This window comes from Zunongwangia mangrovi, assembly GCF_900112105.1.
Taxonomy (GTDB): Bacteria; Bacteroidota; Bacteroidia; order Flavobacteriales; family Flavobacteriaceae; genus Zunongwangia; species Zunongwangia mangrovi.
This window is the reverse complement of the sequence record NZ_FOKV01000001.1, coordinates 745,894-766,708: the sequence shown is the minus strand read 5'-3', so window position 1 is coordinate 766,708 and position 20,815 is coordinate 745,894. Positions and strand designations below refer to the sequence as shown.

Here is a 20,815-nt window from a genome sequence, read left to right as displayed (position 1 = left end):
AACAATATCCTAATAAGAATCTATTTTCTGAATTGAAGGTGAAGAATTCCATTTAGATATAATTGATAATGAGTTAGCTTAACATTGAAATTACTGTTTTTATATTTATATGAGATTCCGGATCAAGTCCGGAATGACAAGATGTTTAAAATCGTCAAAAGGAATAATCGACCAACTTTAAAATGAAAATCCATAATTACACCATTAATCTCAATTGGACCGGCAACAAAGGTGTTGGCACAAAAACTTACAAAGATTACGAACGCGAGTATACGATCCAGGCAAAAGATAAAGCTGTGATAAAGGGATCTTCAGATCCTGCATTTTTAGGAAATCCTAAACTTTATAATCCTGAAGAACTTCTACTCGCTTCGATCGCTTCCTGCCATATGCTTTGGTATCTTCATCTATGTGCTTCCAATAAAATCATTGTTTTAGAGTATCAGGATCAACCAAGCGGTAAAATGATCGAAAACAAAGATGGTAGTGGAAAATTTACTGAAGTTACGCTTTATCCACAGATAAGGCTGGCTGATAAAACCATGCTCGAAAAAGCCGAAAATCTACATAAAGAAGCAAATAAATTCTGTTTTATCGCAAATTCTTGTAATTTTCCAATTAGGCATGCGGCAACTTATCAATTTTAAACATGGAAATAAAAGTCATCAATCAGCGAAAATTCCAACTTCTGGAACACAACAAGGTTATTCTTGAATTAGAGTATGGAAAATGGTGGTCTAATAATGCCGAATTTCGATATCTGGGCAAACAATTTGAAATTAAAGCAAAAGGCTTTTGGCAAAACAATTTTATTATTACTTCGAATCATCGAGAAATCGGCAATATTAAACTGAATTGGAAACAAGACGCAGTAATCAGCTTAAAATCTAAAGAAAAACCCTATCAGCTAGAGCAGGAAACTATCTGGCATTCTAAATTTGTGGTGAAATCCGATGAAAATGATATTCTAAGGATTCACGCAAAAAGTAACTGGAAAAAATTTCATCCAGATTTTCTTCTACACATAGAAAACAACAAGAAAAATGAAGATTTAAGCCTTCTTATCGCCATAAGTACCTTTCTAATTAATAATCGTTTAAAAGCTGCCGCAGCCGCGGGAGCTTAATTCTTTCGTAATGGTAATACCGGAACCTAAAATCCATATTTCCAAAGGTTTTTCTTTAATCGGAATTTCTACGGAAATGTCTTTTGCTGAAAATAAAACCGGCCAGTTATGGCAACAATTTATACCGCTTAAAATGTCGATTTTGGGCAAAAAACAGATCGATTTATTTTCTGTTGAAGTTTATAAAGATCTATCGTTTTTCTCGAATTTTAATCCTACCGTAAACTTTACAAAATGGGCTGCCATTAGAAAGGAAGAAGTTGAAAAAGTACCTTCAGAATTTAAAATATTAGAAATCCCTGAAGGGAAATACGCAATTTTTAATTACAAAGGAAGTAGCAGTGAAGCGCCGCAGTTTTATCAGCTTATATTTCAGCAATGGTTACCATCTTCAGGATATAAACTAGACGAAAGGCCGCATCTTGCGATCATGGGAGAAAAATATAAGAACAACGATCCTACTTCCGAAGAAGAAATATGGATTCCTATAAAATAACTTCAGCTTAAAATATTTCAGCAATAAACTACCTCGAGGAATTCAGTAGAAACAAATTTTTAATTTTTAGGCAAGCCTCGCAGTATTATACTCTTGGCGGTGCTAATAAAAACTAAACTTCGGGTTCAAGCTCGGTTACAGCATCGTAGGCGATATAGGCATTATTAATTACTCTGAAGTTTGTGCTTTGATCGCTCACATTTTCGAAAGCAGCATAATCGATCCATACAAACCCATCAGACCCCCAATTTTCTCCCCAGGAATTCACCACTTTAAAAGCATTATATTCATCTGAAAATCCCACTACCAACATAGCGTGACAATCGCCCGTACCATAATCTACGACATGTTCACGATAAGCGGTAAGTCCAAAACTATCGGTCGTACCAAACTCGGTAGACAAATATGCACCAATCACGATTGGTTGTTGCTGGGTAATTAAAGTTTTCATTTCGGCAAGCATATTTTCGCCGCTTAAGCTCCTAAATGCTGAAATTCTAGCTGCCGTTGCCGCCGCGATCTGTTCTTCTGTGGGTTGTTCTGAGCATCCATTTTCATCATAAGGAAAAAGGGCTAAAGAACTTACACCCTGTTCCTGAACTAGATCTAAGGTCTCTGCAATGCTGGTGCCGCCACATTCACCCATAGTTAGCTGATTGTAAGTATATGACGGACTAAAAGTTGTTGCTGAAGAATAATCTTCGCCATTTTCTAAATACTCCTGAAAAGATTTTAGATAATAACTTACTGCCCACGAAGAACAGGAAGCCAATTGTCCCTGGTCTCCCACCGGTGGTAAAAATTCTGAAAGATCAAATTCTTCAGGTAATTCTTCAGGAATTTCAAGATCATTTAAAATTTGAGTTTTTCCAGTAGAAAAATTACCGGTTCCTGTACATGATAAGCCGGTTGAGAAAACCTCACCTTCTTCAGTAATAAATTGATTGTCGTCTAAAGGATCTGGAGTGTTTTCCTGTCTTGGCATATTATCATCCATATCCTGATAACAGGAGATTAAAGCAAAAGGAATTATAACAAGTAAAAGTTTAAAATGCTTCATAGGTGTATATGTAGTAATAGGTAGCTATAGAAAAGCTATCACAAATTCTACACCAATATTAGCTAAAATGAATTTGTGATCTTTGAAGCTACTCGTTAAATAAAAACAAACAAGCTTTATTTCAATGATAAAATTCGTTAAATAAGTAACTCTTTAACAACTAATTAAAATAGATTTTTTAGAATCATTTCTACATTTAGTCATGAAATTAATAGCAATCACATTATTTAGTATTATGGCTTTAGGAAATATAAATGCACAGGATAAAGATACTCACTTATGGGAAAACAGGTTGGTCTTAATGCTTACTAATTCTAAAGACAACAGTGACTTTAAACAACAATTAGGCGAATTTAGAGCGCAGGAAAAAGATCTGGAAGAACGTAAGATTGTTGTTTATCAGGTAACACCAAAAAAATATGCTACAGGAATTAGCGATTCACCAGATTGGAATAAGGGAGATAATTTCTACGAAAAATTTAAAAGATCAAATACCAATTTCGAACTTATTCTAATTGGTCTTGACGGCGGAACTAAATTGCGTAAAAAAGAATATACACCAGCCGAAGAAATTTTTGAAAAAATTGATAGTATGCCAATGCGTAGAGCAGAAATAGAACAATCCCACTAGTTTTTTAGACAAATTCGATAAAATACCCCGTTTTGGGGTATTTTTTTTGCGAATATTTTACGTAACTTTAAGCAACCCAAAAACTTAGCTAACCAGACAAACTTAAATTAAGTTTTATGGACTTGTTGAAAATTGCTGCATCGCAATTAGGAACAAAAGAAATTAGCGGCAGCGAGGATAATCCTCAAATCGTAAAATACGCTGAAGAATCTGGCATTATAGGCATCACGAACGACGAAATCGCCTGGTGCAGTACTTTTGTAAACTGGGTTGCTAAAAAGGCCGGACTCCAGTCTTCTGGAAGTGCAGCTGCAAGATCCTGGACAAATATTGGTATCGCGGTTAAAGATCCTAAACCCGGAGACATCGTTGTCTTTTGGCGCGAAGATCCGTTAAGCTGGAAGGGCCATGTTGGCTTTTTTACCGGTTTTAATAAAGATGCCAGCATCGTATATTGTCTTGGCGGTAACCAAAGTAATGCGGTAAACATTACTGGTTATGATGCTAAAAAAGTGCTTTCATATCGCCGAATATCACAAGTAGATACATTAAGTATTCCCCAACCTACTTTAAAACGACGAGATAAAGGAAACGAGGTCATAAAACTTCAAAAATTACTCAACTTCTTAGGGTATAACTGCGGAGATGTTGATGGTGATTTTGGACCTAAAACTGAAAATGCACTGAAGTTATTTCAGGCAAACAACCAGTTAACAGTAGACGGAATTTACACTTCTGAAACCCTAAATACTGTAGAATCTTTATTACAAAGTTAAAATTTATAACGCTTTCACCTTTTAGCAAAAAAGCATTAAGTGTTTGATTTTTAATCTCTTAATATTTTCAATAACTTAAAGAATGGATAAGTTTTGTTTAGAATGTGGCGAAAAGCTAGTGGGGAGAATCGATAAAAAATTCTGTAGTGATTATTGCAGGAATTCTTATCATAATAAACTGAACAAAGACAGTAAAAACCTTATGCGTAACATTAATAATATCTTACGCAAAAATTATAGGATCCTAGAAAAATTAAATCCAGATGAAAAAACAAAAACCAGCAAGACAAAGTTGCTGGCTGAGGGTTTTAATTTTCAATATTTCACTAGTGTTTATACTACCCAGGCGGGGAAAACATATTATTTTATTTACAATCAGGGGTATTTACCTTTAGAGAATGAGGAGTATTATGCACTAGTAAAACGCAACTAACAATGCCAGTTTTGCCCTCTAAGTTTTAAGGCAGCACAAAGAATATCCTTACGACTTATCATTCCTATTAATTTCCCATATTCAATAACAGGAAATCTTCTACAATCATGCTTGTAGAATAATTGTGCGCAATCGAAAATATTTAAGTTTTTATCGATCACCGCTACATTATCGTCCATATAATTTTCGATCTTCATATCACCAATCGGCATATTAAAATAGCGACTTTCAGAAATTTGCTTCATGCAATCACCATCTGAAATCACGCCCTCTAATTCGCCAAAATCGTTCACCACAGGTGCTCCAGAAATTTTGTTCTTGATCATAGCTTCCATAACCTCGGCTACAGATTGGTCTTTCTTAAAAGTGATCAATGAACTGGTCATATAATCTTCAACTAAAATTGGTGCGCTTTCTAATTTAACGGGAGCCGCACGCCTTCCCTGAAAACTTTTAATTCCCATAATTGTAAAATTTTGATTACTAATTACTTAAATATAAGGAATTTTGATATCTTTTTAAAGAAGTGCAAATTTCAAGGTTAGTTTTTATAACTATAGTATCTTTATTTTTTCAGAAAAGTAAACTACCTCGGGGCATTCGTTGGAAACAAATTTTTAATTTCGAGGCGAGCCTCGGAGAATTAACCCCTCAATAAGGGATTAAATGCGCATTAATGTCTAAAAATTTACAAGCTTTAATTGCTTTACTTCTTATTAGTTTTAGTTGCTGGCTAAGCTTTTACAGCCTTAAGCCATCAGATATTCAAGAAGAAGTTCCAGAAAATGAATTTTCAGTAAACAGGGCGTTTCAGCACGTAGAGAAAGTTGGGGAATCACCACACTATTTAGGAAGTGCCGCACATAGTTCTGTAAGAAATTATATCGTTAACGAGCTTCAAAATCTAGGCTTAGAAGTACAAACTCAAGAGGATTTTGTGCTAAATGATGCCGCAATTCTTAGCCGACCACAAAATATTTTAACCCGAATTAAAGGAAGTGGAAACGGAGACGCACTCGTTCTAATGTCTCATTACGACAGCCAGCCACATTCTTCGCATGGCGCCAGTGATGCCGGTAGCGGTGTTGCTACAATTCTTGAAGGTTTACGTGCTTTTACTGCTGAAGGAAATACTCCTGAAAACGATATTATCATCTTATTTACTGATGCTGAAGAAATCGGACTTATGGGAGCCGAGCTGTTTATCAAAGAACATCCCTGGGCGAAAGACGCAAAACTTGCTTTAAATTTTGAAGCTCGTGGTAGCGGTGGCAGCTCATTTATGCTGTTAGAAACCAATGCCGGAAACGCCAAGCTTATCAAAGCTTTTAAAGAAGCTAAAGTGCCTTTCCCTACCACAAATTCTTTAGCCTACAGTGTTTATAAACTTTTACCAAACGATACAGATCTTACGGTTCTTAGAGAATTTGGAAACATTAATGGCTTCAACTTCGCATTTATTGGAGATCATTTTGATTATCATACCGCGAATGACGTTCCTAATAACTTAGATCTCGAAACGCTGGCACACCAGGGCGATTACCTAATGCCACTACTCCATTATTTTAAAAATGCAGATCTAAATCAACTAAATTCAGATCAAGATCTTTTATACTTCAATTTGCCTTTTGGCCAGTTTATAACTTATCCTTTTAGCTGGATCACGCCAATGCTCATTCTGGCATTCCTTTTATTTTTCGTTGTTGTTGGGTTTGGAATCTTTAAAAAGCAACTCGATATTAAGGCGATATTCAAAGGTTTTGTGCCCTATTTTTTAAGTCTTATTATCGGCGGACTTTTAGTTTTTGGACTTTGGAAATTCTGTCTTTACATCTATCCCGAATATTCCGAAATGTTACATGGCTTCACCTACAACGGCTATAGTTATATCACTGCAGCAATATTGTTAAGTTTAACGGTGGCATTTTTTGTGTATCACAAGTTTTATTCTGAAGAGCATACAGCCTCCCAATTTGTAGCTCCGCTATTTTTCTGGATACTTATTTGCAGCTTACTCGCTTTTGGTTTAAAAGGTGCGGCCTACTTTATCATTCCGGCTTATTTTGGCATTATCCAATTGTTTTTAATGCTACGCCAAAAGCAACCAAATTTGATTTTAAACACTATTCTAAGTTTACCGGCTTTATTTATTTTATTTCCATTTATTCAAATGTTTCCGGTGGCTTTAGGATTAAAAATCCTTTTTGTCGCAGCTATTCTCAGCATTTTATTATTTACGCTGTTTTTACCCGTTTTCGGATATTTCAGTAAAAAAGATCTGCTCGCTGTGTTGCTGTTTATTGGCTTCAATGTGTTTATGTTTTATGCGCATTTTACTTCAGAATTCACTTCAGAAAAACCTAAACCCAACAGCTTAGTGTATTTATTTGATGCCGATGAAGATAAAGCCAATTGGTTTTCTTACGACAACATGATCGACGAATGGACCGCGCAATATTTTGGAGAAGAACCGGTGAAATTAGCGACTTCTGAAACTAAATTCAGCAGTAAATATAATTCTGGTTTTACCTGGCGAAGCGATGCGCCAAAGATCGATATCGCCGCACCCGGGATCATCCTTCAAAAAATTGATAGTACAACTAACGAATTTCGATATTCGTTAAAAATCGCACCAAATCGAGACGCAAAACGCATGGAAATTTACACTGAAAACTTAACAGATTTCAGCAAATTTGAAGTTAACGGAAGAACTCCTGAAGATGTAAAGCTTGGCGAAGAATCCTTTAATATGTTTACCCGAAGATGGCGCAACCGACTATTAAGTTATTACATTTCCAGCAAAGACACGCTGCGAATGAATTTCAGTTTAGACAAATCCAAGTCGGCCGAATTCATTTTATACGAATCTAGCTACGATCTTTTGGAAAATGAAGAACTAAACGTACCAAAACGAGCGGAAAACATGATCCCAAAACCCTTCGTGCTAAACGATGCGGTGATTTATAAGAAACGAATTGTTTTGGAGTAATTATAAGGAAGGTTTTCTACTGAGAAAATAGAGAATAGATTAGAGAGTATAGACAAATTCTAAAATTAAGGAAACGGAATAAAGAACCAAGATTGAAGAACACCAAATTAATCTAATCGCTAACTGCTGAAGGCTTAGACAGATCAAAAAATCGTGAACCGGAAACTGCCAACAAGTCTAAATTCTAACATCTAACAGCGAAGCGTTCTCTAATCTAAAATTATAAAATATGCAAATCTCAATATTAGGATGTGGATGGTTAGGTTTTCCACTTGCAAAAAAGCTGGTCGAAGACGGTTATTCTGTAAAAGGATCTACCACCACAGCCAGCAAAATGCAAGAACTTTCTTCGGAAGGAATTACGCCGTATAAACTCGAACTTTATGACAACGGAGTTCAGGGTGACATGAGCTCTTTTTTATCGAATTCAGATGTTTTGATCATTGATATTCCGCCTGGACTACGAAGAAATCCAGAAGCAGATTTTACCGGAAAAATCACCAATATCATCTCATTTATCGAAAAATCTGGAATTCAAAAGCTAATATTCGTTAGTTCTACGAGTGTTTTTGAGGATCAGGAAAGCTTCCCTGAATATACTGAAGAAAGCAAACCCAACGGAACATCTGCAGCTGCAAAACAACTTATCGCCTGCGAAAATTTATTGATCGATAATCCTAATTTTGATGTGACGATCGTAAGATTTGGAGGTTTAATTAGCAAAGATCGCCATCCGGTAACGATTCTAAGTAATAAAAGCGGACTCAAAAATGCAGATGCGCCGGCAAATTTGATTCAGCGTGAAGATTGCATCCAATTATTATCCAAAATCATCAAAAATGATGAATTTGGGACTGTTTTTAATGCCGCCCATCCCGAACATCCCAAAAAATCTGAATACTACGCCAAAGAAGCGAAATCAAGAAATATAAAAGCCCCAGAATATGACCAAAATCGACCTTCTAAAGGGAAAATAATTTCTTCGAATAATTTAGCTGAAATTGGTTTTGAGTTTAAATATCAGATTTGAGGTTTTAGATGTTATTAATCTTAAGCACATTGTATATCCGCTTTATCATAATTCTTGTATTTCCGTCACCCTGAACTTGATTCAGGGTCTGCAGCATGAGATGCTGAATCCAGTTCAGCATGACATTATTAAAGTGAAAAGATTAAGTTGACAAAAAGCGAATTATATAAAAATCTAAGCTTCGACCTCAGCGGTTTTCTTTCTAAAATCCAAAGGCTGTAAAGCCTTTAAAGCTTTTTCGATAGAATTAATTCTTTCAAAAGTCAGCAATAATCGTAAACCATTTCGGGTTTTCTTTTCCTTCATCTTGCAGGCATTAGGATGCGTTTGCACGTATTGCAAGACTTTGGTAAACGTATTGGTTTGGTAGAAACTTGATTGCTGATCGGCAATAAAATAACCAATCAATTTATTTTGCTTCATAATAATCCTTTCGAGTCCGATTTTCGAAGCGATCCATTTTATACGAACGCTGTTTAATAGATCAACCGCCGGAATTGGTAATTCTCCAAAACGATCGACCAGTTCAGCTTCATATTTCTCTAATTCTTCTTCGGTTTTCAGCTCGTTAAGCTTGGTATATAAATTCAGTCGTTCTGCGATATTATTGATATAATCATCTGGGAACAGAATTTCAAAATCGGTATCGATCTGCGTTTCTTTTACGTAATCTTTTTCTTCTGCATTTTCCTGATCGGCATACAAGTCTTTAAACTCATTTTCTTTCAGCTCTTCGATGGCTTCATTCAGGATTTTCTGATAAGTATCAAACCCAATTTCGTTAATAAATCCGCTTTGTTCACCACCTAAAAGATCTCCGGCACCACGAATTTCCAAATCTTTCATTGCAATATTGAATCCGCTTCCCAGGTCTGAGAACTGCTCCAGCGCCGTCATTCGTTTACGCGCTTCTTCGGTCATCGCAGAATAGGGCGGCGTGATAAAATAACAGAACGCCTTTTTGTTGCTTCGCCCTACTCGACCACGCATTTGGTGCAGATCTGAAAGTCCGAAGTTATTCGCATTATTAATAAAGATTGTGTTCGCATTGGTGACATCTAATCCACTTTCAATGATCGTAGTTGAAACCAAAACGTCAAACTCCCCATTAATGAAACTCAGCATCAATTTCTCCAATTTCTTCCCATCCATCTGGCCGTGACCAATGCCAACTTTTGCATCCGGAACGAGACGCTGAATCATTCCGGCAACTTCCTTAATATTTTCGATTCGGTTATGAATAAAAAACACCTGACCGCCACGCTGAATTTCATACAACACGGCGTCACGAATGGTTTCTTCGGAAAAACGAATCACATTCGACTCGATTGGATAACGGTTTGGCGGAGGCGTTGTAATGGTCGATAAATCTCGCGCTGCCATTAAACTAAACTGAAGTGTACGCGGAATTGGCGTTGCCGTTAAGGTTAATGTATCGACATTTTCTTTGATCGTTTTCAGCTTATCTTTAACCGCTACTCCAAACTTCTGTTCTTCATCAACGATCAGCAATCCAAGATCTTTAAATTTAACCGACTTATTCACCAACTGATGCGTCCCGATGATAATATCAACCGTTCCTTTTTCGAGATCGGCAAGGGTTTCACGACGTTCTTTTGCGGTTCTAAATCTGTTTAGATAATCAACCGTTACCGGCAAATCTTTTAAACGTTCAGAAAAAGTTTGATGATGCTGAAAAGCTAAAATCGTGGTTGGCACTAAAACCGCCACCTGTTTACCGTTATCTACCGCTTTAAACGCGGCACGAATCGCAACTTCTGTCTTCCCAAAACCAACATCGCCACAAACCAAACGATCCATTGGGCGTTCGTTTTCCATATCTTTTTTAACCGCTTCGGTTGCGGTGCTTTGATCTGGTGTATCTTCATAAATAAATGAAGCTTCCAGCTCGTGCTGCAAATACGAATCGGGACCGTAAGCAAAACCTTTCTGCAAACGTCGTTTTGCGTATAATTCAATTAAATTATAAGCAATATGTTTAACGCGTGCTTTAGTCTTTTTCTTCAAGTTTTTCCAGGCATTACTACCCAGTTTAAAGATCTTTGGTTCCTTCCCGTCTTTCCCGTTATATTTTGAAATTTTATGTAGCGAGTGAATGCTTAAATAAAGGATATCGCGTTCGCCATAGATCAATTTGATCGCTTCCTGCTTTTTGCCTTCAACATCTATTTTTTGCAGTCCGCCAAACTTCCCAATTCCGTGATCGATATGGGTTACGTAATCACCAACCGTAAGATTGGTCAATTCTTTTAGCGTTATCGCCTGCTTTTTCGCATAGCCATTTTTTAAGCTGAATTTATGGTAACGCTCAAAGATCTGATGATCTGTATAGCAAACATTTTTCGCCTGCTCATCAATAAATCCCTGAAAAAGCGAAAGTACCACCGTCTTATATTTTACCTCTTTCTCCTGATCTTTAAAAATATCGTGGAAACGCTTCGCCTGCTGTTCGCTTCCGCAGAAAATATAATTGGAATATCCTCTTTCCTGATTTTCGATTAAATTATTGATCAATAAATCGAACTGCTTATTGAACGAAGGCTGCGGAGTCACAAAAAATACGATTTCCTTCTTCGGTTTTAAGTATGCCTGATTGCTTAATTCCGCTACCGAAAAGTCAAGGAGTTGTTTTTTTATTAATTCTGAAGTACAAAAAAGTTCCTTTGGTTCACTTTGTTTAATTTCTCCTGAAATTTTTTCAAAAGCTTCTTCTGCTTTACTGAAGAGCTTATCGATCTGCGCTGAAAAAAGGTCGAGATTTTTAACGAATATCAGCGTATTATCGGCGACATATTTTAAGAAACTCTCCCGAACCTCATCGAGCTTTTTATTCTCAACATTCGGCATTATCGAAATCTTGTTCACCTTATCGGTAGACAATTGCGACTCTACATCGAAACTTCGAATACTATCTACTTCATCCCCAAAAAATTCGATTCGGTAGGGTTCGTCATTACTGAATGAAAATACATCGATAATCCCACCACGCACTGAAAATTCACCAGGTTCTGTAACAAAATCTACTCTTTTGAATTTGTATTCGAACAAAACTTCGTTTACAAAATCAATCGAAAGTTCGTCATTTACCTTGATCTTTAGGGTACTTCTGTCGAGTTCCTTCCGCGTAACCACTTTTTCAAAAAGCGCATCCGGATAGGTAACGATCACGGGCGGTTTTTTACGCGAATTGATTCGGTTTAAAACTTCGGCACGTAAAAGCACATTCGCATTATCGGTTTCTTCGATCTGGTATGGCCTACGATAACTGCCGGGATAGAACAATACATTGTCCTCGCCAACTAACTGCTCGAGGTCGTTTAGGTGATAAGCAGCTTCTTCCTTATCGTTTAAAACCATCAAAAATGGGCGCTTAGCGTCTTTAAAAGCATTGGCCACCACAAAAGAAAGTGACGAGCCAACAAGGCCTTTTAGATGAAGTTTATCGGTATTTTTTTCAGAAACGGCAATAGCGTCCCGCAATTCCTGCTGTTGCGGGGATTGTGCAAAACTTTGGGCGATTGTAGATGTACTCATTGCTGCAAAGATAATTGCTAAAAAAAAGCTTCACAACTGGCTATGAAATTTTTAACGTATTAGCTTTAAGCTATCAGCAATTAGCACTCAGCTTATTGTAACTTACATGTGAAATTCCTATAACTCTTCTTTCTGTCTAAAATCTATTCTCTAGTAGCTTTAGCGGTCTAACTTTTAATTTCACGCCGCAAATTAGCAAAACATCATCTAAATATTTTACAATTTCCATAACAGCGATTCCGTCTCAAAGAATGTAATTTCAAAGAAAAATTGCAATGTCTAACCACCAACTCGCTTTTCTGCTTGCTAGAATCACTTTGGGAATCAACTTTTTCCTTCACGGATTTGTTAGAATCCCAAAGTTAGAAGCTTTTGCCAGCGGACTCACACAGGGTTTTGAAGGCACAATGCTTCCTTTAGCTTTAGTTGAAATGATTGCTTACTCAATACCTTTTATTGAAGTGATTTTGGGTGGATTTATCATTTTCGGGATTGCTAGTAAAAAATCACTCGCGGCAACAGCCATCTTTATAATGATGCTCATTACCGGCTGTGCTTTTAAAGAAGATTGGGGCGCAGTAGGCACACAAATGTTGTATGCGCTATTCATCTTTTTTCTACTGAAAAACCTGGAATATGAAGTTTGGGCGGTAAAGAAGAGTAGTAGTGAGTAGTTAGAATTGAGACGTTAGATATTAGAAAATAGAGTATAGAAAAAAGATAAGAGAAACTGGAGCATAGAAAAGAAAATATTGAAAAAGGAAATAGGACAGTGTTCAAAACGGCAGTTGACTGTTTCTAAATTTAGAAATAAAATTAAGCATTTCATTCATTTTAAAATTAGACATTATCAAATCATCTATATTCTAATAGCGTAGCGGTCTAAGCTCTAATTTCTAAATAAAAAAAGACAAAATGGATTATCAACTAAAAAACAAAAAAGTTTTTATTTCAGGATCAACAAAAGGTATTGGTTATGCTGCGGCAAAAACCATTGCTTTAGAAGGAGCAGAAGTCATAATTAACGGTAGCTCTCAGGATTCAGTAAATACTTCTTTAGAAAAACTTAGAAAAGAAACTGATAGTAAAAAAATAAGCGGGATTGCTTGTGATTTCAGCAAAACTGAAGAAATAGATGCACTTATCACACAACTTGGGAGTGTAGATGTTCTAATCAATAATGTTGGAATCTTTGCTAACAAAGAGTTTTTCGACACGACAGATGAAGACTGGCAACAGTTTTACGATATCAACGTAATGAGTGGCGTAAGACTTTCGAGAGCTTTAATGCCGAAAATGATGGAAAAAGGATGGGGAAGAATCATCTTTATTTCTAGCGAAAGTGCTTTAAACATCCCTGTGGAAATGGTTCACTACGGAATGACAAAAACTGCAATGCTCGCAATTTCCAGAGGTTTAGCTGAATTGACTACCGGAACCGGAGTAACCGTAAACAGCGTGTTACCGGGACCAACACGAACCGAAGGTTTAGAAGAAGGAGTTCCGGAAGATCAATCTTTTGAAGATTTTCAGAAAGAATTCTTTGAAAACGACCGACCAACATCGATCTTAAAACGCTTTGCCGATCCGCAGGAGGTGGCTAATATGATCGCTTATGTTGCGAGTCCGCTTTCTTCAGCAACCAACGGCGCAAAACTAAAAGTTGAGGGCGGAGTTGTGAAGTATATATAATAGTAGTGAATAGTTAGAATTGAGACATTAGATCTAAGATATTAGAAAATAGAACATAGACTATAGACCTCAATTTAAAGCGAAAGTTGACTATATCTAAATTTTCAAATTAGCACATTGACACATTATCAAATTGTCTAATTTCTAAAAGTGAAACTGTCTAAATTCTAGAATCTAACAGCGAAGCGATCTAAAATCTAACTACTAAAAAGCTAAAATAAAAAATATGGGAATAGAAGAATTTGATGTTTTTGTAATCGGTACCGGAACTGCCGGAAAAGGCGTGGCTAAAGATTGCGCTGAAGCCGGCTGGAAAGTCGCTATCGCCGATAACCGAGAATACGGTGGTACCTGCCCAAATCGAGGTTGCGATCCTAAAAAAGTTTTGGTTGGTATTACAGAAATTATCGAACGTTCCCAAAATATGATGGGACTGGGAATTTCAAAAATGCCGGAAGTTAACTGGCAGGATCTCCAGAAATTCAAGCTAAAATTTACTGAAGCAATTCCCGCTGCCACCGAAAAAGATCTGGCAGAACTTGGTATTAAAATGTACCACCAGTCCCCTAAGTTTTTAGACGAAAACACACTTTCAGTAGAAGGAAAAACGGTAAAAGCGAAAAAGATTGTGATCGCTACCGGAAACAAACCAATGCCCCTTAAAATTCCGGGAGCAGAATTAATGCTGAATAGTGATGATTTCCTGGAGTTAGAAAAACTGCCGGAATCAATGATCTTTATCGGCGCCGGTTACATCGGGATGGAGTTTGCACATATCGCTGCACGTCTTGGCGTTGAAGTCACAATGATCGATACAGAACCAAGACCGCTTTCAAATTTTGATGAAGATATGGTCGCTCATCTTACTGATGCTTCCGAGAAAATCGGAATTAAATTCATCTTCAATGCGAAAGCTTCCAAGGTTGAAAAGCTTCGAAAATATCTTCGCGTAACTGCGGAAACCAAAGACGGAGAAGAAGTTTCAGCAAAAGCCGAATTGGTTTTTAATACCGCCGGGCGTGTTCCTTCGATAGATGAATTAGATTTAGAAAAAGGAAATGTCGCTTTTACCAACAAAGGAATTTCAGTCAACGAACATTTACAGAATACTTCAAATAAAGATGTGTATGCCTGCGGAGATGTTTCAGACAGTGAAGGTTTACCGCTTACGCCGCTCTCTTCTCAGGAATCACGTGTGGTTTCAGCGAATCTTTTAGGGAAATACAATAAAACTGAAGCGCATTATCCTCCGCAACCTTCGGTAGTTTTTACGCTTCCTAATGTGGCTTCCGTAGGACTTTCGGAACAACAAGCCAAAGAAAGAGGTTTTGATTATGTGGTGAATCACAAATCGGCACCCAGTTGGTTTAATTCTAAACGAATTGCGAATCGACATTACGCTTTTAAAGTCATCAAAGACAAAAAAACCGAACAGGTTCTTGGTGCTCATTTGGTTGGGCCGGAAGCCGGTGAAATGATCAATATGTTTGTGATGGCAATGTGCGGCGGACTTTCTTGCAAGGATCTAAAAGCAATGATCTTTGCCTACCCGACCTGGAGCAATGATATTAAGGGAATGACGTGATTTTTATTGATATTAGACCGCTTCGCTGCTAGAATTTAGATCGCTTCGCTTTTAGATTTCTGCACATACTGCTGCTATCAATAATATAAAATGTCAATTCGAATGATCCCGATATTATCGGGATTGTATCGAGAATTTATTGGAAACGATAACTCGATACAAATTTCAATTGAAATCCACTCGATATGACAAATGCTTTTTGATCGGAAAAACCAGATCTCGATACTATTTTAATTTTGCTAAAGCTGCATTAAAATCACTCGACCTGACATTTATATGATTGCAATTGAAAAATTCATTTCCAAATTAACACATTCACACATTATTTATTTTCTAAGAGGTAAAGCCGATCTAAAATCTCAAATCTAACAGCGTAGTGATCTACTTTGTTAAGCCACTTCTGCCTGATGCGTTATTTCTAAAATCTGACTTTCACAAACTAATAGATCGGTTAGAAATTGCTCTTCTTTGATTACCCTTCCGCAGAAAAGATTCTTATAATAAGTAATGCCTTCTTCCAAATTCTGTGAAAATCGCGTAAATTTTTTTGCCTCTCTCTTATTCGAAAAATCTGTGGTATCTAACAATTCCTTCAAATAATCGATGTACAACTGCAACTCTTTAATAAACATATGCGGGCGATAACCATCCAACACACTTTTACGCCCATAAATATGATCTGTAAGTTCCTGCAAAGAATATTCATCATCGAAATACGCCAAATTTGGCCCGGGACAAACGGTCACAAAATACATTTTCTTTACAAAGCTGAAATTGTAATTTTTAGCTGCACTATTGCACAAACCGGTACACAAACACTCCTTTTGAAACAACTTTTCGGCTTCCTTCGCTTTTTCTTCATTCGATAAATCTGAATGCTGAATTTGCTTCAGTTTTAATTTCTGATATTTATGCGAAGCGGTGCAAATAGGCTTTTCGGTAAATTCGGTATTCGATTCTAACAATTTCTCGGGACACGAGCTCCCGGGTTTATTACGCAAAAGATTTTTTCTTCGGAATTCTTCTCCACTCGCACCTTTCAAATAATTAAACCGAACGCCAAGTGGCGAACTATGACTTAAAATAATGTCTTTTTCTTTCGATTTTTGAAGTTTTTCGAGGGTTTCTTTATCAACATTTGTAGCTTCAGGACACAACAAAAACGGCGAACCCCAACCAGTGGCATCGGCTTGAAAATAGTCTTTCAGCAAAGTGTCTTCTTCAAACGTACCAATCCCGCCCTGAACGGTGATCTTAATTTCTGGCAATGCTGAAATTTCGGCTTCTTCAGCAACAGCACTTCGGTATAAAGAAGCTAATTCTGACTGTAATTCGTCCTTTTTCTGCTTAAATTCTTCCATAATCGGCCCCAGCAAATAACCATCGGTTGCGAAAGCGTGTCCGCCGCAATTCAAGCCAGATTCGATTCTGAATTCACTAACCCAGATTCCACGTTTTGCGAGGTATTTTCCCTGAATCAATGCCGAACGATAATCGCTCACTTTGATAGCAATCGCTTTCTGAAAATTTCCGTTTTCATCTGGACTGAAGGTTTTAAAAGAAGACAGGTAATTAAACAATCTTGGATTCATCCCTGCAGAAAATACCAAAGTTGAATTTTCTAAATCGCTTTCAGCATAACCCTTTAGCGCCTGCAAAGCATCAGAACCATTCTCTACCGGTTCTTTATTTTCGTCAAGCTGATCGTTATCGATCTTCGTCATAATATTGACTTCGATCGCACCGGGTTTTACTTCCTCGCGAAGTTCGGATTCCAGGTTTTCTTTTTCCGAAGAATCATTAAGCTGAAGAAATTTGAGGTATTTCTGCTTTAATTCTGAAACTTCAGGGAGCATCTCGAAATACTTGGTAATCTCTGAAGTGCTAGAAAAAGCAGCGGTTTTCACCTCTTCTACTTTCTTTTTCACCTCCTCGCTAATCAAATTAAGATAATCTGTAATTCGCTTGGCCCTGAAGTTTGGTTCTTTTTTGGTTATGGGTTGAAAAGTCTCGTTGTTGAGTTTATAATAATACTCGCGCATTTTTTCGATAAGGTGATCTTCAATAATCGAAATGGAAGAATTTATCCCAAAATGCGCCACTTTCACCGGCGTATCGATGGTGTAAGCAATGCCCATCACCGGAATATGAAATTGATGTGGGGATATGGCGTTTTTCATTTGTTTTAGGTTTAATCACCAAAGATGAAAAGTAGCCACCGTTTAAAATATGATATTTATCAGGTTTTGGGGTTTTAGTAGTGAGTAGTTAGAATTGAGATATTAGATTTGAGAGTCTAGATTCTAGAGAATAGACTTTGGTTGATATAAGTTCGTCATCCCGGACTTGATCCGGGATCTTATCACTCTTATGAGATTCTGAAACCAAGCCCGCCTGCCGGACGGGCAGGTTCAGAATGACCTTTCGCCTATAAAAATTTCATAACTTCAAAAGAAAAAAGATCTCTCCGCTACGGTCGAGATGACATCAATTATAAATTTAAAATTCAAGAAAATGAATCTTGATTCCTTTCAATTGTATCCTGAATCTATTCTCCAAAAGCGAAGCGATCTAAAATCTAATTTCTAAAAGGCGTCAGCCGGTCTAACTACTAACTACTACTTAATCATTCGATACATTGGGTTTTGTTTTCGGTTGATGAAACCGTGGTAAGCTGTGTTAATCCCTATTAAAATTGCAGCGCCAAGAGCGACGTAAGCAATTAAAGTTTGATTTTCTGAATGTCGCATATAGATCGCAAATAAAGCCCAAATTCCAACGGCGGCGAATTCGCGCATATTTCGGGTATAAATCATTACAATATTCAAAATTGCAGCAATCACGATCATAGTGCTCGTCCACTGTACTTCAGAAAAAATACCTCCATTCCATCCAATCTTGGCTAAATAAGCGGCAATATTTGCAATGGTCGCTACCGCAATCCAACCCGAATACAAACAAATGGGCCACCAGCTAAACGCGATGATCTTAAAAGGTGCATCCCAGCGTTCCATATTGGTATTGAGAATGATCTTAATAAGTGAAAAGAGAATCAGCAGCATCAAAAAGATCGATAAACCGGTGTATTCGTATAACCAAATCACAACCCAGGCGGCATTGGCGAGATTCGCTAAAATGAACCAGAATTTTGTTTGCTGAAGAAACTGCAAATCTTTTTTAGGGCCAAAAGCCTGGTAGATTTGATAGCCTGAAAATGCCAGCAATCCCAGGTAAATAATTCCCCAGATCGCAAAAGCATAATCTGCCGGCGTGAATAAATTGAAATATTCGTGACTTAAACTTCCCATCGTATTTCCGTTGAGTTTTACGGCCTGCGTATAATAACTCACAAAAAGTGTGATCACTACGGAAATAAAATTGAGAACAGCAAGTAATTTTGGTTTCATAGTATTTGAGCTAAGTTGTCCTTCTGATCCTGCCTGATGGACAGGTTCAGGGTGACGCAAATTTCAAATGAAATTACCAAACGCCTGAATAAACCAACGTTAGTGTTAGGTTAAAGTTTGATTTTGTATGAAAATAGGATGAATTTTAGCTTACTCGAATTACTTCAGATTGTGCACAAACAAAGACTTGATCTTCTTCTTCAGGTTTCATTAAAAAAGCACCGGTAAATTCACCAAAAGCAGGTAAAATCAATTGATTTTTGCTTCGAAAGAAACATTTCAATTTTAAATTTTGCTTTGCTAAACCAACCAATCGATAACCGGGATGAATATGTCCACAAATATTAAAATCGGTTTCTTTTTCTTCAGGATGATGGGTTAAACGAAAGTTCTCGATCTGTAATTCCTGATAAATTTTCACTCCTAGTTCTTCATAATGAATCGGAGAAATGATATCGTGATTCCCGGCAATTAAAATGATTTCAGCTTGCTGCTTTTGAAGCCAGTTTTCAAATAAATTCCATTCGGCATTCAAGGCACTATGAAAAAGATCTCCTAAAAAGATAATTTTCTGCGGTTGAAACTCGGTTACCGCTACGTCTAAACGATCAAAATTCGTCTGAATCGCTGATTGTGGCACCGCGCTGCCGTATTTTCTAAAATGAGAGATCTTTCCCAAATGAACATCGGCCACCAGCAAAGCTTTTTGCTCTTCCCAATAAGAAACGCCGCTACACGCCAACTGAAAATGGTTATTTTGGATGGTGATTTTCATTTCTAGACCTCAAAAAAGAGAGGCGAAATTAACCAATTTTGAGTAATATTTCAGCTGCTTTATCTAAAGTCTCATTTTCCTTCGCGAAACAAAAACGCAATTGCTTTAGATCTTGATTATTGATATTAAAAACCGACACCGGAATCGATGCTAACTGGTATTCTTTCACTAATTTTTCAGCAAAAAGGATATCAGATTCGGTTGTAATCTCAGAATAATCCAAAAGCTGAAAATAAGTTCCGGCAGACGGAATAACTTTAAACCTTGTGTCTTTAATCTGTTCAAGAAAATAATCTCTTTTTTCCTGATAGAACTGCGGCAAACTCAAGTAAGTTTCGGGGTCTTTGAGATATTCCGCAAAAGCTCGTTGCATAGGATGATTTACGCAGAAAACGGTGATTTCATGAAATTTCCAAATCTCCTTCATTAAGATTTCTGGCGCTACGCAATAGCCCATTTTCCAACCCGTATTATGAAAAGTTTTCCCGAAAGAGGCACAAACGATTGCTCTTTCAGACAATTGTGGAAAAGCTGAAGCGCTTTGATGCTTTTTACCATCGAATATAATATGCTCATAAACTTCGTCGCTTAAAAGGATGATATTGGTGTTTTTAAGCAAGTTTTCTAATTGCAGCATATCTGCTTTAGACAAAATAGTTCCGCTGGGATTGTGAGGTGTGTTAATCACGATCATCCTCGTTTTATCGCTAATTTTAGTTTTTACTTCGTTCCAATCTACTGTATATTCCTTTCCTTTAAGCTGAATATGAACCGGAATTCCTCCATTTATTTTTACGATCGGCTCGTAAATATCGTAAGCCGGTTTAAAAATAATGACATCATCACCAGGATGAACAAAAGCTGAAATAGCACTATTTAAAGCCTGTGATGCCCCGGCAGTTAAAGTTATTTCTGAATCTGAATGATACTTTTTGCCGTGAAGCACTTCAATTTTCTTTACAATTTCTTCGCGTAGCTCTGGAATTCCTGCTAAGGGCGCATATTGATTATAACCGCCTTTCATGGCCTTATAAACCAATTCCTTTAAACGATCATCGCTTTTAAAACCAGGAAATCCCTGTGACATATTTATCGCGTTATAACGATTGGCTAAACCGCTCATTTTTGAGAAAATATTTTCAGGAGAAGCCGGAAGTTTAGAAATAAGGGATTCAGAAAAAGCCATAAAAATTTTTAAATAAGATGCATAAAAAATCCCGAAATCTAAAGAGAAATCGGGATTCAGTTCTATTCAGAAAA

At 37.1% G+C, this 20,815-nt stretch carries 18 protein-coding genes; 11 read left to right on the top strand and 7 right to left on the bottom strand.

Annotated features, from left to right (window positions below; all coding sequences use genetic code 11):
- Window positions 1-182 precede the first annotated feature (182 nt).
- From BM201_RS03515 to BM201_RS03505, 3 genes are read left to right on the top strand one after another with little or no spacing between them, the layout of a single operon-like run.
- Window positions 183-647 (top strand): OsmC family protein, encoded by a 465-nt coding sequence (locus BM201_RS03515; protein WP_092539988.1) that lies wholly within the window; start codon window positions 183-185, stop codon window positions 645-647.
- A gap of 2 nt (window positions 648-649) precedes the next feature.
- The gene (locus BM201_RS03510) at window positions 650-1,126 is read left to right on the top strand and encodes a hypothetical protein (RefSeq protein WP_092539987.1); all 477 of its coding nucleotides are present in this window, start codon (window positions 650-652) and stop codon (window positions 1,124-1,126) included.
- Between the two features lie 10 nt (window positions 1,127-1,136).
- The gene (locus BM201_RS03505) at window positions 1,137-1,622 is read left to right on the top strand and encodes a GyrI-like domain-containing protein (RefSeq protein WP_092539986.1); all 486 of its coding nucleotides are present in this window, start codon (window positions 1,137-1,139) and stop codon (window positions 1,620-1,622) included.
- Between the two features lie 112 nt (window positions 1,623-1,734).
- Here BM201_RS03505 and BM201_RS03500 read toward each other — a convergent pair whose 3' ends face one another.
- Entirely contained in the window at window positions 1,735-2,682 is a 948-nt protein-coding gene (locus BM201_RS03500; RefSeq protein WP_092539985.1) for a C1 family peptidase, read from the bottom strand.
- A gap of 202 nt (window positions 2,683-2,884) precedes the next feature.
- On the opposite strand from BM201_RS03500, the gene BM201_RS03495 reads away from it, so the two are divergent.
- The 3 genes from BM201_RS03495 to BM201_RS03485 all read left to right on the top strand — a co-directional run bounded on the left by BM201_RS03495 (window position 2,885) and on the right by BM201_RS03485 (window position 4,522).
- A complete protein-coding gene (locus tag BM201_RS03495; protein ID WP_092539984.1) occupies window positions 2,885-3,313 on the top strand; it encodes a DUF4174 domain-containing protein in 429 nt (142 codons plus the stop codon).
- A gap of 116 nt (window positions 3,314-3,429) precedes the next feature.
- Window positions 3,430-4,089, top strand: a complete 660-nt coding sequence (locus BM201_RS03490; protein ID WP_092539983.1) for a C40 family peptidase — start codon at window positions 3,430-3,432, stop codon at window positions 4,087-4,089.
- An 82-nt stretch (window positions 4,090-4,171) separates the two neighbouring features.
- Window positions 4,172-4,522: a hypothetical protein gene (locus BM201_RS03485; protein ID WP_092539982.1), complete on the top strand. Its 351-nt coding sequence runs from the start codon at window positions 4,172-4,174 to the stop codon at window positions 4,520-4,522.
- Here BM201_RS03485 and BM201_RS03480 read toward each other — a convergent pair.
- Complete coding sequence (locus BM201_RS03480) at window positions 4,519-4,986, bottom strand: CBS domain-containing protein (protein WP_092539981.1); 468 nt, start codon at window positions 4,984-4,986, stop codon at window positions 4,519-4,521. The two genes, BM201_RS03485 and BM201_RS03480, sit on opposite strands and share 4 nt — an antisense overlap.
- Window positions 4,987-5,198: 212 nt before the next feature.
- Here BM201_RS03480 and BM201_RS03475 point away from each other — a divergent pair, with 212 nt between their 5' ends.
- Both BM201_RS03475 and BM201_RS03470 read left to right on the top strand, forming a co-directional pair.
- Window positions 5,199-7,511, top strand: coding sequence for a M20/M25/M40 family metallo-hydrolase (locus BM201_RS03475; protein WP_092539980.1), 2,313 nt, complete (start codon window positions 5,199-5,201; stop codon window positions 7,509-7,511).
- A 229-nt stretch (window positions 7,512-7,740) separates the two neighbouring features.
- Window positions 7,741-8,541, top strand: a complete 801-nt coding sequence (locus BM201_RS03470; protein WP_092539979.1) for an NAD(P)H-binding protein — start codon at window positions 7,741-7,743, stop codon at window positions 8,539-8,541.
- A 174-nt stretch (window positions 8,542-8,715) separates the two neighbouring features.
- Here the strand turns inward: BM201_RS03470 and mfd are convergent, their stop codons facing one another.
- Window positions 8,716-12,096, bottom strand: a complete 3,381-nt coding sequence (gene mfd, locus BM201_RS03465; RefSeq protein WP_092539978.1) for a transcription-repair coupling factor — start codon at window positions 12,094-12,096, stop codon at window positions 8,716-8,718.
- A 275-nt stretch (window positions 12,097-12,371) separates the two neighbouring features.
- On the opposite strand from mfd, the gene BM201_RS03460 reads away from it, so the two are divergent.
- From BM201_RS03460 to BM201_RS03450, 3 genes are all read left to right on the top strand, one after another.
- Complete coding sequence (locus BM201_RS03460) at window positions 12,372-12,770, top strand: DoxX family protein (protein ID WP_092539977.1); 399 nt, start codon at window positions 12,372-12,374, stop codon at window positions 12,768-12,770.
- Window positions 12,771-13,011: 241 nt separating this feature from the next.
- A complete protein-coding gene (locus BM201_RS03455; protein ID WP_092539976.1) occupies window positions 13,012-13,788 on the top strand; it encodes an SDR family NAD(P)-dependent oxidoreductase in 777 nt (258 codons plus the stop codon).
- Between the two features lie 226 nt (window positions 13,789-14,014).
- Window positions 14,015-15,373, top strand: a complete 1,359-nt coding sequence (locus BM201_RS03450) for a dihydrolipoyl dehydrogenase family protein (protein ID WP_092539975.1) — start codon at window positions 14,015-14,017, stop codon at window positions 15,371-15,373.
- A gap of 389 nt (window positions 15,374-15,762) precedes the next feature.
- Here the strand turns inward: BM201_RS03450 and BM201_RS03445 are convergent, their stop codons facing one another.
- The 4 genes from BM201_RS03445 to BM201_RS03430 all read right to left on the bottom strand — a co-directional run bounded on the left by BM201_RS03445 (window position 15,763) and on the right by BM201_RS03430 (window position 20,741).
- A complete protein-coding gene (locus BM201_RS03445) occupies window positions 15,763-17,553 on the bottom strand; it encodes a hypothetical protein (protein ID WP_092539974.1) in 1,791 nt (596 codons plus the stop codon).
- 438 nt (window positions 17,554-17,991) lie between these two features.
- Window positions 17,992-18,780, bottom strand: a complete 789-nt coding sequence (locus BM201_RS03440) for a hypothetical protein (RefSeq protein ID WP_092540617.1) — start codon at window positions 18,778-18,780, stop codon at window positions 17,992-17,994.
- A gap of 145 nt (window positions 18,781-18,925) precedes the next feature.
- Window positions 18,926-19,555 carry a ligase-associated DNA damage response endonuclease PdeM gene (gene pdeM, locus BM201_RS03435; RefSeq protein ID WP_092539973.1) on the bottom strand — a complete coding sequence of 210 codons (630 nt, stop codon included), beginning with the start codon at window positions 19,553-19,555 and terminating at the stop codon, window positions 18,926-18,928.
- Window positions 19,556-19,583: 28 nt separating this feature from the next.
- A complete protein-coding gene (locus tag BM201_RS03430) occupies window positions 19,584-20,741 on the bottom strand; it encodes a methionine aminotransferase (protein ID WP_092539972.1) in 1,158 nt (385 codons plus the stop codon).
- Window positions 20,742-20,815: the final 74 nt, after the last annotated feature.

What these genes read in the sequence shown, in the direction of transcription:
- BM201_RS03515 (WP_092539988.1), top strand. Translation starts at nt 183, where the DNA reads ATGAAAATCCATAATTACACCATTAATCTCAATTGGACCGGCAACAAA.
- BM201_RS03510 (WP_092539987.1), top strand. Translation starts at nt 650, where the DNA reads ATGGAAATAAAAGTCATCAATCAGCGAAAATTCCAACTTCTGGAACAC.
- BM201_RS03505 (WP_092539986.1), top strand. Translation starts at nt 1,137, where the DNA reads ATGGTAATACCGGAACCTAAAATCCATATTTCCAAAGGTTTTTCTTTA.
- BM201_RS03500 (WP_092539985.1), bottom strand. Translation starts at nt 2,682, where the DNA reads ATGAAGCATTTTAAACTTTTACTTGTTATAATTCCTTTTGCTTTAATC.
- BM201_RS03495 (WP_092539984.1), top strand. Translation starts at nt 2,885, where the DNA reads ATGAAATTAATAGCAATCACATTATTTAGTATTATGGCTTTAGGAAAT.
- BM201_RS03490 (WP_092539983.1), top strand. Translation starts at nt 3,430, where the DNA reads ATGGACTTGTTGAAAATTGCTGCATCGCAATTAGGAACAAAAGAAATT.
- BM201_RS03485 (WP_092539982.1), top strand. Translation starts at nt 4,172, where the DNA reads ATGGATAAGTTTTGTTTAGAATGTGGCGAAAAGCTAGTGGGGAGAATC.
- BM201_RS03480 (WP_092539981.1), bottom strand. Translation starts at nt 4,986, where the DNA reads ATGGGAATTAAAAGTTTTCAGGGAAGGCGTGCGGCTCCCGTTAAATTA.
- BM201_RS03475 (WP_092539980.1), top strand. Translation starts at nt 5,199, where the DNA reads ATGTCTAAAAATTTACAAGCTTTAATTGCTTTACTTCTTATTAGTTTT.
- BM201_RS03470 (WP_092539979.1), top strand. Translation starts at nt 7,741, where the DNA reads ATGCAAATCTCAATATTAGGATGTGGATGGTTAGGTTTTCCACTTGCA.
- mfd (WP_092539978.1), bottom strand. Translation starts at nt 12,096, where the DNA reads ATGAGTACATCTACAATCGCCCAAAGTTTTGCACAATCCCCGCAACAG.
- BM201_RS03460 (WP_092539977.1), top strand. Translation starts at nt 12,372, where the DNA reads ATGTCTAACCACCAACTCGCTTTTCTGCTTGCTAGAATCACTTTGGGA.
- BM201_RS03455 (WP_092539976.1), top strand. Translation starts at nt 13,012, where the DNA reads ATGGATTATCAACTAAAAAACAAAAAAGTTTTTATTTCAGGATCAACA.
- BM201_RS03450 (WP_092539975.1), top strand. Translation starts at nt 14,015, where the DNA reads ATGGGAATAGAAGAATTTGATGTTTTTGTAATCGGTACCGGAACTGCC.
- BM201_RS03445 (WP_092539974.1), bottom strand. Translation starts at nt 17,553, where the DNA reads ATGAAAAACGCCATATCCCCACATCAATTTCATATTCCGGTGATGGGC.
- BM201_RS03440 (WP_092540617.1), bottom strand. Translation starts at nt 18,780, where the DNA reads ATGAAACCAAAATTACTTGCTGTTCTCAATTTTATTTCCGTAGTGATC.
- pdeM (WP_092539973.1), bottom strand. Translation starts at nt 19,555, where the DNA reads ATGAAAATCACCATCCAAAATAACCATTTTCAGTTGGCGTGTAGCGGC.
- BM201_RS03430 (WP_092539972.1), bottom strand. Translation starts at nt 20,741, where the DNA reads ATGGCTTTTTCTGAATCCCTTATTTCTAAACTTCCGGCTTCTCCTGAA.